The 10,992-nt window shown below is 69.5% G+C and carries 9 protein-coding genes; 4 read left to right on the top strand and 5 right to left on the bottom strand.

Features of this window, described 5'->3' with window-relative positions:
* Nucleotides 1-122 precede the first annotated feature (122 nt).
* The 3 genes from STRIP9103_RS20265 to STRIP9103_RS20275 all read right to left on the bottom strand — a co-directional run bounded on the left by STRIP9103_RS20265 (nt 123) and on the right by STRIP9103_RS20275 (nt 4,788).
* Nucleotides 123-2,228: an ATP-binding SpoIIE family protein phosphatase gene (locus STRIP9103_RS20265; RefSeq protein ID WP_199790560.1), complete on the bottom strand. Its 2,106-nt coding sequence runs from the start codon at nt 2,226-2,228 to the stop codon at nt 123-125.
* Nucleotides 2,229-2,584: 356 nt separating this feature from the next.
* On the bottom strand, nt 2,585-3,277 hold the full coding sequence (fomD, locus tag STRIP9103_RS20270; RefSeq protein WP_078613982.1) for a cytidylyl-2-hydroxypropylphosphonate hydrolase: 693 nt from the start codon (nt 3,275-3,277) through the stop codon (nt 2,585-2,587).
* 125 nt (nt 3,278-3,402) lie between these two features.
* Nucleotides 3,403-4,788, bottom strand: a complete 1,386-nt coding sequence (locus STRIP9103_RS20275; protein ID WP_009315646.1) for a class II fumarate hydratase — start codon at nt 4,786-4,788, stop codon at nt 3,403-3,405.
* A 167-nt stretch (nt 4,789-4,955) separates the two neighbouring features.
* Between STRIP9103_RS20275 and STRIP9103_RS20280 the strand changes: the two genes are divergently transcribed.
* Nucleotides 4,956-5,723, top strand: coding sequence for a hypothetical protein (locus STRIP9103_RS20280; protein ID WP_009315640.1), 768 nt, complete (start codon nt 4,956-4,958; stop codon nt 5,721-5,723).
* A gap of 219 nt (nt 5,724-5,942) precedes the next feature.
* On the opposite strand, the gene STRIP9103_RS20285 is transcribed toward STRIP9103_RS20280, so the two are convergent.
* Nucleotides 5,943-7,619, bottom strand: a complete 1,677-nt coding sequence (locus STRIP9103_RS20285) for a fumarate hydratase (RefSeq protein WP_078613983.1) — start codon at nt 7,617-7,619, stop codon at nt 5,943-5,945.
* A 195-nt stretch (nt 7,620-7,814) separates the two neighbouring features.
* Between STRIP9103_RS20285 and STRIP9103_RS20290 the strand changes: the two genes are divergently transcribed.
* Complete coding sequence (locus STRIP9103_RS20290) at nt 7,815-8,528, top strand: DUF1707 SHOCT-like domain-containing protein (protein ID WP_009315637.1); 714 nt, start codon at nt 7,815-7,817, stop codon at nt 8,526-8,528.
* 174 nt (nt 8,529-8,702) lie between these two features.
* Entirely contained in the window at nt 8,703-9,080 is a 378-nt protein-coding gene (locus tag STRIP9103_RS20295; RefSeq protein ID WP_009315634.1) for a WhiB family transcriptional regulator, read from the top strand.
* Nucleotides 9,081-9,294: 214 nt separating this feature from the next.
* Here the strand turns inward: STRIP9103_RS20295 and glpX are convergent, their stop codons facing one another.
* A complete protein-coding gene (gene glpX / locus STRIP9103_RS20300; protein ID WP_009315639.1) occupies nt 9,295-10,329 on the bottom strand; it encodes a class II fructose-bisphosphatase in 1,035 nt (344 codons plus the stop codon).
* Nucleotides 10,330-10,454: 125 nt separating this feature from the next.
* Between glpX and STRIP9103_RS20305 the strand changes: the two genes are divergently transcribed.
* Entirely contained in the window at nt 10,455-10,973 is a 519-nt protein-coding gene (locus STRIP9103_RS20305; protein WP_009315645.1) for a DUF4245 domain-containing protein, read from the top strand.
* Nucleotides 10,974-10,992 lie beyond the last annotated feature (19 nt).

Here is a 10,992-nt window from a genome sequence, read left to right on the forward strand (position 1 = left end):
GCCCTTTGCTTTCAAGGGGCGCGGGACTGTGACATGTGCGGGCTCCGCCGCGTGGGCGCTACCAGCCGGTACGAACCGGCAGCCCGCACATCACACTCGGCCCCGAGCCATGACCGGCACTCTCACGCCTGATTCAGCTCGAACCAGACAACCTTCCCGGCGCTCAACCGAGTAGCCCCCCACCGCTTGGCCAGCCTGTTGACGAGGTAAAGCCCACGGCCCCCCTCATCCGTCGCCCGAGCCTGCCGCAACCGCGGCAACTGCGGCACATCATCGGTCACCTCGCACCGCAGCACATCGGTCCGCAGCAACCGCAGAGTCACCGGCCGAGTCGCATACCGCACCGCATTGGTGACGACCTCACTGATGAGCAGCTCGACGGAGTCCGTCAGCTCCTCCAGCCCCCACCGGGCCAACGCATGCCGGGCCAGCCGCCGTGCCCGCCCCGGAGCCATCTCCTCCGGTTCCAGGAACCAGTACGCGACATCGCTGGGAGCGATCCCATCGAACCGCGCGGCGAGCAGCGCGATGTCGTCGTCCCGGTCCCCCGGGCCGAGCATGTCGAGCACCTCGTCGCACAACGCCTCAAGCGGCGGCGGATGATCCGGCCCGGTCAGCTGCGCGGTCGCGGCGAGCTTCTCCCGCAGCTGCTCTATCCCGGTCCACACATCCCGCAGCCGGGACTCCACCAGACCGTCGGTGTACAGCAGCAGCGTGCCCCCGGCCGGCGCGTCCAGCTCGACGGCCTCGAAGTCCACGCCGCCCACACCGATCGGCGCCCCCGGCGGCACCCGCAACACCTCGGCACGTCCGCCCAGATGCAGCAGCACCGGCGGCGGATGCCCGGCGTTGGCGATGGTGATCCGATGCGAAACCGGGTCGTAGACGGCGTACAGACAGGTCGCCATACGGTCCGTGCCCAGCCGTTGCGCCTGCTCGTCGAGGTGGTGCAGCACCTCCTGCGGCGGCAGGTCCAGCCCGGCCAGCGTCTGCGCGGTCGTCCGCAGCTGCCCCATGATCGCGGCGGAGGTCATGGAGTGCCCCATGACGTCACCCACGACCAGCGCGACCCGGCTCCCCGGCAGGGGAATCGCGTCGTACCAGTCACCGCCGACCCGCGCGGTCTCGGCGGCCGGCAGATACCGGTGCGCGAGGCGTACGCCGGTGCAGCGCGGCAGCGCCTCAGGCAGCATGGTCCGCTGCAACTCGTCGGCGATGTACGCCTCGCGCCCGTACAGCACCGCCTTGTCGATGCCGAGCGCGCTGTGCGTGGCGAGCTGGGCGGCGACCAGCAGATCGTCCTGCTCGAACGCCATCCGCTCGGGGCGGCGCAGGAAGACCGCCGCGCCGATCACCCGGCGCCGGCCGCGCAGCGGAGCGAGGATCGCCCGCTGACCGGTCGGCACCGTCAGCTCGGCGTCCGGGCCGAGCAGTTCGGGCAGCGCGTCGTGCGCGGCCGGCGCGTCCGCGAAGACCGGCCGTACCCCGCGCAGCACCTCGGCGAGCGCGCCGCCGGGCCGTACCTCGCACTGCTCGGCGGTGACGACCGCCAGGTCGACCGGCTCCGGCTGGAGCGCGGGCATGAAGCCGCCCTCGGTGTCCCGCTCCTCGGGGATCCGGTCGGTACGGCGCAGCCGCAGCACCATGGGCCCGGTGGGCCGCTCGTCGCCGACCGGCAGCGGCTCGCGCAGATAGACGAGGATCGCGTCCGAGAACGTCGGCACGGTGGCCCGGCACAGACCCATCACGATCTCGTCCAGGTCGATGCCCCGGGCGATCCGCCGGGTCGCGGCGCCCACGAAACGCAGCCGGTCGCCGTCCCGCCGCATGGGCATGGGGGCGCCCGGCGGCACACCCTGCCCGCTGCGCCGCTCCAGACCGCCGCCCCCGCCGCCGGACCGCTCCGGCTCACCGCCGGGCTGCGCCGGAATGGTCTCCGGCGTGGGGCGCGGACGGTGCGGGTCGGGCTCGGTGGCCGCGGGCTGCGAGTGCTCCGACAGCGTCGGCTGGGCATGCTCCGAAGGCGCCGAGCCGCTCTTCGCGCACTGGGGCGCCGTACCGGGCGCGGCCGATGCGTCGCCCGCGCGTGCCTGTGCGGTAAGGCGGCGGCGGGTGCGTGCGCAGCGGCTCCTGGTACGCAGGACCGCCCCGCGGGGATCCGCGGGGGCGGCGCCACTCGAAGAGCGCTCGTGGGAGGTGGGGTGCTCCGTCACGCGTGTCGAATCCATCCGTCCGGGACTGCGCGCCCGGCGCGCAGTTCGTCCCGCAGCAAACCCGATACTTCGTCCCGCAGAAAGGCCGATACCCGGATCAGGTGTCCTGGGAACGGAATTCCCGCGTGGTCAGAGGCAGTTCCTGTGCCACCTACGGTACCGGCGGACCCGCCGGACGACAGCACTGTCCGTCCGACCGGCCCACTCCGGCTCTTACCGGTGTGGCCCTCGTACCCCTTGATCACGTCCTGCCGCCCCTCGGTGACATATGGTCAAGCCCTGTGCGAACTGCGGTCGTTGCCCCTGTGAATCCTTGCGAACCTCTGCGGAGGACGATCCTACGGTTGTGGCCCGGGGGCGCATCAAGGGTCTCATGAGGACAAGCGCGCCGGTGTACGGTCCCAGTCGTCCGGGAGAGACGGTACTCCCCAGGCCGGATTCGGTCGCCAGTGCTGCCATCCGTCCGCGAACGGCGAGCCCCATGCGCGGATCACCTCGACCGCCGAGCGCCCTGCCTCCCTTACCCGCTCGGCCGCCTGATCGTCCATCAGCCCGTCCAGCTGAGCCTGGGCGAACTCGTCCTCGTCGCGCCAGTCCCAGGTCCGGTCGGGGTAGACGCAGATGTCCAGGAAGTGGTCCTCCGAGTCCACACCGCCGTCCCAACGGGCAAGAGGCGTCTCCAGGTTGACGTACCAGTTCTTGAAACGCCAACCCGGCTCCCAGAACAGCCACACCGACCACGGCTCGCCCGGCCGCGCCAACTTCAGCACACCGGTGCCGAACCAGCGGTCCAACTGCACGCTGCGGGGCTTCTTGTACCGGGAGGCGAGCGGCTCCGCGTGCGGTGAAGTGCCGTCCGCGAGCACGGGTTTCACACACTGGGTGCCGGAGGCCAGCCACACGGCCAGCAGTTCCTCGTCGTCTCGGACGACGGTGACGGGCCGGGCGATGTGGAAGCGTTCTCCGCCGTTCTCCCGGTACCGCCACAGGATCCGACTCCCGGGCGCCCAGAACGTCGTCGATCCGCCTGCTTCCACTCGTCTCACCGCTCCGTCGTCTGCCATGCACAGATATTAGGTGTCATGGGCATACGACGCTGCGGTGCCCGTCACGGTTCACGCCTTGGCGGGAATCGTTTACCCGAGAGCCACCGGAGACGGCCGGAACTCGTCGTCCGGTAGCACCGCCGTCACGGCCTCGTCATCCGCAGGACATCGAGCGCCTCGTCGAGCTGTTCGAGGGTGAGGTCACCGCGGTCGACATATCCGCTCTTCAGCACGACTTCCCGGATGGTCTTCCGCTCGGCCAGCGCCTTCTTGGCGACCTTCGCGGCCTCCTCGTACCCGATGTACTTGTTGAGCGGAGTGACCACGGACGGCGACGACTCGGCGTACTCCCGGGCCCGTTCACGATGGGCGACGATCCCGTCCACGGTCCGGTCGGCGAGCAGCCGCGACACATTGGCGAGCAGCCGGACCGACTCCAGTACGTTCTTCGCGATCACCGGCAGCATGACGTTGAGCTCGAAGTTGCCGGAGGCGCCCGCGGTGGTGACGGTGGCGTCGTTCCCGATCACCTGCGCGGCCACCATCAGCACGGCCTCCGGGATCACCGGGTTGACCTTGCCGGGCATGATCGACGACCCCGGCTGGAGGTCGGGCAGGGAGATCTCCGCGAGCCCGGTCCTCGGCCCGGAGGCCATCCACCGCAGATCATTGGCGATCTTCGTCAGCCCGACGGCGATGGTCCGCAACTGCCCGCTGGTCTCGACGATCCCGTCCCGCGCGCCCTGCGCCTCGAAGTGGTCCCGCGCCTCGGTCAGCGGCAGCCCGGTGACCCGTGCCACCTCGGCGATCACGGCGGCGGAGAAGCCCGGCGGAGTGTTGATGCCGGTGCCGACGGCCGTACCGCCCAGCGGCAGTTCGGCGAGCCGGGGCAGCGAGGCCGTCAACCGCTCGACGCCGTACCGCACCTGGGCGGCGTATCCCCCGAACTCCTGTCCGAGCGTGACCGGTGTGGCGTCCATCAGATGCGTACGCCCGGACTTCACCACATCCGCGAACTCCTCGGCCTTGCGCTCCAGAGCCGTGGCCAGCCGCTCCAGGGCGGGAATCAGATCCCGGGTGACGGCGGCGGTGGCCGCGATGTGGATCGAGGAGGGAAACACGTCATTGGACGACTGCGAGGCGTTGACGTGGTCGTTCGGATGCACGTCCCGCCCGAGCCGCTCGCTCGCCAGCGTCGCGATGACCTCGTTGGTGTTCATGTTGGACGAGGTCCCGGACCCGGTCTGGAACACATCCACCGGGAAGTGCTCGTCCCACCGCCCCTCGGCGACCTCCGAGGCCGCGTCCTGAATGGCTCCGGCGACGTCCTTGTCGAGCACCCCCAGCTCGGCGTTCACCTTCGCGGCGGCGCCCTTGATCCTGGCCAGGGCCTCGATGTGGGCACGCTCGATCCGCTGCCCCGAGATCGGGAAGTTCTCGACCGCTCGCTGGGTCTGGGCCCGCCACTTGGCGTCCGCCGGGACGCGGACCTCGCCCATGGAGTCGTGTTCGACGCGGTAGTCACTCATGACCGCTACAGCGTCCGGGCGTCTCGTGATGTTCCCGGCCGTACCTCGTCGGGGGGAACGGGAGGAACCCGGGGGAAGGAGATATTCCGCGAGCACATGTCAGTACCGTGCAGTAGCGTCACCCCGATGAGTCGCTCGTCGAACGAACTTCGAAGAAAGAACGTGCATTGAGAAGAGCTGTCATACGTCGTTCGTGCCTCGCCGGTGTCGCGGCCCTGTCGCTGACCCTGCTGGCCGCCTGCTCGGACTCCGGGAGCGAGAACGACACGGGGGGCGGGTCCGGATCGGCCGCCGAGGAGAGCAAGGCGCCGGCGCTGTCCGCGGCCGACCTGGAGAAGGTCGTGCTCAAGGACGGGGACGTCAAGGGCCACAAGGTCACCGAGCCCACGGCCACCATCGAGCAGAAGGACGTCAAGACCGAGGACGAGGCGTGTGCGCCGGTGGCGTACGCCGCGATCGGCTCGGTCGTGGACGAGCCCGCCGCCACCGTGCAGCGCGAGACGGCCGGTGAGCCGGACGCCGCGGCGGCAGCGGACGCGGACAACGCCGAGGACGCGCTGAACACCGGTCTCGACATCACCAGGACGCTGGTCCGCCTCTCCTCCTACGAGGGCGACGGCGCCAAGGCCGCGATGGACTCCCTCACCAAGTCCGCCGCCGACTGCGCCAAGGGCTTCGCCCTCACCGCCGACGGCACCGACCAGAAGGTCACCGAGCTCGCCGAGACCACGGCCCCGGAGGGCGCCGACCAGGCCATCGCCCTGGACCTCGTCTCCGAGGCCGAAGGCGCCAAGGTCCCCATGAAGGTCGTCGTCATCCGCAAGGGCACCACCCTCGGCTACTTCACCGCCCTCAACATCGGCGCGGTGGCCTCCGGCGGCGACTTCGACTTCCCGACGGAGGTCGTCGACGCACAGGTGGCCAAGCTGGCGTGAGCGGGGGCTGGTCGTCGCGCAGCCCCCGCCTTCTCAGGGGCGCGGGGAACCGCGCGACCAGCCACGACGCACCCGGAACCCGCCAACGGACAACATGCCCCGAGCTATTGGGCGGGGTCCGGGGCGCAGCCCCGAGGGGGGTCGAAGGGGCGCAGCCCCCGGAGACGGGAAGGGCAGGGGCGGCGGGGGCGAGAAGACACCCCCACCGCACCGGAGGTGTTACGCCAGCCCCGGCCCCCGTACCGGAATCGACGTGAACGTCGGCTGGGGCGCCGGGTCCTGGAAGAAGTCGTTGCCCTTGTCGTCGACGACGATGAACGCCGGGAAGTCCTCCACCTCGATCTTCCAGACGGCCTCCATGCCGAGTTCCTCGTACTCGACGACCTCGACCTTCTTGATGCAGTCCTGGGCGAGACGCGCGGCGGGTCCCCCGATGGACCCGAGGTAGAAGCCGCCGTGGGCGTTGCACGCGTCGGTGACCTGCTTGCTGCGGTTGCCCTTGGCGAGCATGACCTTGGAACCGCCCGCCGCCTGGAACTGCTCCACGTAGGAGTCCATCCGGCCGGCCGTCGTCGGCCCGAAGGACCCGGACGCGTAACCCTCGGGCGTCTTCGCCGGGCCCGCGTAGTACACCGGGTGGTCCTTCAGGTACTGCGGCATCTCCTCGCCCGCGTCCAGCCGCTCCTTGATCTTGGCGTGCGCGATGTCGCGGGCCACGACCAGCGGCCCGGACAGCGAAAGCCGCGTCTTCACCGGGTACTTGGTCAGCTCGGCGAGGATGTCGTCCATCGGCTGGTTGAGGTCGATCCGGACGACGTCCGACGACTCGTCCAGGTGCTCGTCGGTGGTGTCCGGCAGGAAGCGCGCCGGGTCCGTCTCCAACTGCTCCAGGAAGACACCCTCGGCGGTGATCTTCGCGACGGCCTGCCGGTCGGCGGAGCAGGAGACGGCGATCGCGACGGGGCAGGACGCACCGTGCCGGGGCAGCCGGACGACCCGTACGTCGTGGCAGAAGTACTTCCCGCCGAACTGCGCCCCGATCCCGATCCTCTGCGTCAGCTCGAAGACCTTCTGCTCCAACTCCTTGTCCCGGAAGCCGTGCCCGAGCGGTGACCCCTCCGCCGGGATCTCGTCCAGGTAGTGCGCGGAGGCGTACTTCGCGGTCTTCAGCGCGTACTCGGCGGACGTACCGCCGACGACGATCGCGAGGTGGTACGGCGGGCACGCGGCCGTACCCAGCGAACGGATCTTCTCCTCCAGGAACTTCATCATGGAGGCCTCGTTCAGAACGGCCTTCGTCTCCTGGTAGAGGAAGCTCTTGTTCGCGGAGCCACCGCCCTTGGCCATGAACAGGAACTTGTACGCGCCGCCGTCGGCCGCGTAGAGCTCGATCTGGGCGGGGAGGTTGGAGCCGGTGTTCTTCTCCTCCCACATGGTGAGCGGAGCCATCTGCGAGTAACGGAGGTTGAGCTTGGTGTACGCGTCGTAGATGCCGCGCGAGAGGGCTTCTTCGTCCCGGCCCTCCGTCAGCACGTTCTGTCCGCGCTTGCCCATGACGATCGCCGTACCGGTGTCCTGGCACATGGGCAGGACGCCCGCCGCCGCGATGTTCGCGTTCTTCAGCAGGTCGAGCGCGACGAACTTGTCGTTGCTGGACGCCTCGGGGTCGTCGATGATCCGGCGCAGCTGCGCGAGGTGCGCCGGGCGCAGGTAGTGCTGGATGTCGTGGATGGCCTCGGCGGCGAGCTTGCGCAGCGCCTCCGGCTCCACCTTGAGGAACGTCCGCCCGTCGGCCTCGAAGGTGGAGACACCCTCGGAGGTCACCAGCCGGTACGGGGTGGTGTCCTCTCCCATGGGGAGCAGATCGGTGTACTCGAACTCAGGCATGTCGCCCATTCCTCACTCGACAAGGCTGGTGTCAGGCTCGCGCGCCCCTGCGGCTCACTAGCCGACGGCTGAACTCCGTTGGCAGCGCCCACCAGTGTAGGACCTGCCTCCGACGGCGAGCTTGTGAGGTAAGGCTCAGTTGGTCACCGGACAATCCACGATCGGGGGCTATCGCGATCTATCGTGTTTCGCTACTCTGCTGCCGTGGACCTTCACAAGCGCCCGACCGCAACGGCCCAGCCGACCGAGCTGCGCGCCTCCGACGCCGACCGCGACCGCATCGCCGACCTCCTGCGCGACGCCCACGCCGAGGGCCGACTCACCGCGGAGGAACACGCCGAGCGGGTCGAGGGTGTGCTCGCCGCCAAGACGGTGGGCGAGCTGGACGTCTTCGTACGGGACCTGCCGGCCGGTCAGCCCCGCAAGCCGGGCCCGACGTACCCGCCCGTCTCCTCGGCGCCCAACCGCCCGACGCCGGGCGCCATCCCCGTCGACGCCGACGACCGTCTGCTCGCCGTGTTCAACGCCTCCGTCCGCAAGGGGCGTTGGCGGGCGGGGCGTCGTATCCACGCGTACGCGATATTCGGCAGCGTCGAGATAGACCTCAGCGAGGCGTTGTTCGAGCACCGCCAGGTGATGATCAAGGCGGTCTCCGTCTTCGGCAGTGTCGACATCCGTGTCCCGGAGAACGTCTCGCTGCGCGGCAGCGGCGCCGGAGTCCTCGGCAGTTTCGAGGTGGACACCCTGGATTCGGGCGAGCCGGACGCACCCGTGGTCTTTGTGGACGGGCTGGCCCTGCTCGGCAGCATCGAGGCGAAGCCCAAGTACGGCAAGATGATCGCCGACCTCCTCGACAGGGTGACCGACCGCGTCGCGAGCAAGGTCGACAACCGTTTGCGCAAACACCTGGATCGTTGACGCTTGTGAATTCGACCGCACTCGGACATCGCCCGAAGCGGCGGGATCCGGTTGTGGTGGCTCGGTGAGGGCGCGGAATTCCAGCGGTTCGGGACTCAGTGCATAGGCGCGCGCACAGCGGGTAGGCCTTGCTGCATCGTCTCTCGCTCGCGAAGCCGTCGTCAGGAGTAGACCGTGCTGCATCCGCCGCATTCGTCCCTTCAGGTCGCTGCCGTTCCGCCCCAGCGGGTGCCTGTGCGCGACCGGGATCAGGACGCCCCGTGGCACACGGAGGCCGTGTGCCGGCGCGACGAGGCCGGCCTGTTCTTCGCCCCCTCCAAGGAGCCGACCGCGGCCCGGCTCTCCCGGGAGGAGGCCGCCAAGCGTGTCTGCGCCCGCTGCCCCGTCATGGTCGAGTGCCGCGAGCACGCACTCCTGCAACCGGAGCCCTACGGCGTCTGGGGCGGCCTCACGGCAGCCGAACGCCGAGTCGTACTGGCCCGAAGGCGCCGCCGGGACATGGAGTTGAAGAAGGCGGCAAGGGCAGCCGGCACGATAGCGGCGGCGGGCTAGGAGCCCATACGTACGGGAAGGGCGCCCTCTCCGCACAAGAGGGCGCCCTTCTGATGCCGGTCGGGGTCGAGCCCCTTCAGGAGCGCGGGGCTGTGTCGATGTGAGGCTCCGCCGCGATGGGGGTGAAGCCGAGAGCGGGGGAGCGACCAGCCACGGCGAACCCGCAGCCGACAAGCAACCCGCAGCCCCGACCCCCACGGTTCAACCGGCGGAGCTACTTGGCCCTCTCGAAGTCGATGGAGCTGTAAGCCCGCAGCTTGCTCAACCGATGCACGGAATCAATCCGCCGCACGGTCCCCGACTTGGACCGCATCACGATCGAGTCGGTGGTGGCGGTCTCCGACCGATACCGCACCCCACGGAGCAGCTCCCCGTCTGTGATCCCCGTGGCGACGAAGAACACGTTCTCCCCCGACACCAGATCGTCCGTGGTCAGCACCCGGTCGAGATCATGCCCGGCATCGATCGCCCGCTGCCGCTCCGCGTCGTCCTTCGGCCACAGCTTGCCCTGAATCGTGCCGCCGAGACACTTCACCGCACAGGCCGAGATGATCCCCTCGGGGGTGCCACCCACGCCGAGCAGCAGATCGACCCCGGTGCCCTCCCGCAGCGCCAGGATCGACCCCGCGACATCGCCGTCGGAGATCAGCTTGATGCGCGCCCCGGCCTCCCGGATCTCCTTGATGATGCCCTCGTGCCGGGGCCGGTCCAGGATGACCACGGTCACGTCGTCGGGCGCGGAGCGCTTCGCCTTGGCGACCCGGCGGATGTTCACGGAGACGGGCGCGTCGATGTCGACGAAGTCGGCGGCCTCGGGGCCGGTGACCAGCTTGTCCATGTAGAAAACGGCCGACGGGTCGAACATCGTGCCCCGGTCGGCCGCCGCGAGAACGGCGATCGCGTTGGTCATGCCCTTGGCCGTCAGCGTCGTACCGTCGATCGGGTCCACGGCGATGTCGCACTCCGGGCCGGTCCCGTCACCGACGCGCTCCCCGTTGAAGAGCATCGGGGCCTCGTCCTTCTCGCCCTCCCCGATCACGACCACGCCGTTCATCGAGACGGTGGAGACGAGGGTCCGCATGGCGCGGACGGCGGCACCGTCGGCCCCGTTCTTGTCCCCGCGGCCGACCCAGCGGCCGGCGGCCATCGCGGCCGCCTCGGTCACTCGTACGAGCTCCAGGGCGAGGTTGCGGTCGGGGGCTTCGGAGGGGACTTCGAGCTCGGACGGCAGATGATGGTTCTCGGTCATCGGAGCGCACCTTTCTGATACGACGACGGCCGGATGAGGGTTCCGCTCGACTCTATCCTCAGGCCGACATTTTGAGCAGGGGACCCCACGGATGAGCAGACCAGTGCACCTGCGACGATGAGGACGTGGCAGGTACGAAAGGCAAGCAGACCGTTCGCGACATGGTCCTCTCCCTGGGGCTCATCTGTCTGGCGGCGGGGGTCATCTATCTCTTCATCCCGCACGACGATACGGAGCCGGAGCTCAAGCGTGTCGATTACCGGGTCGAGTTGCTGACGGCGCGTCGCGCGGCCTCCTACCCGGTGGCCGCGCCCGAAGGCCTGCCCGACACCTGGAAGGCGACCTCGGTCCGCTTCCGGGGGGACCAGTCCGACGCCTGGCACCTCGGGTTCCACGACCCCGAGGGCGAGTACGTGACGATCGAGCAGTCCGCCGAGAAACCGTCCCGCTTCATCCCGGACGCCACGCAGAACGCGGAGAAGACCGACGCCACCCAGAAGATCGGCGACGACACGTGGACCCGCTACGAGGGTGACCGCTACGACGCCCTCGTCCTCGAACACGAGGGCTCCACGACCGTCGTCGCGGGCACGGCGTCGTTCAAGCAGCTGACGAAGATGGCGGAGGCGCTCCGCACGGAGTGAGTGCCGCCACGACGAAGAG

It is taken from the genome of Streptomyces ipomoeae 91-03 (assembly GCF_000317595.1).
GTDB classification, from domain to species: domain Bacteria; phylum Actinomycetota; class Actinomycetes; order Streptomycetales; family Streptomycetaceae; genus Streptomyces; species Streptomyces ipomoeae.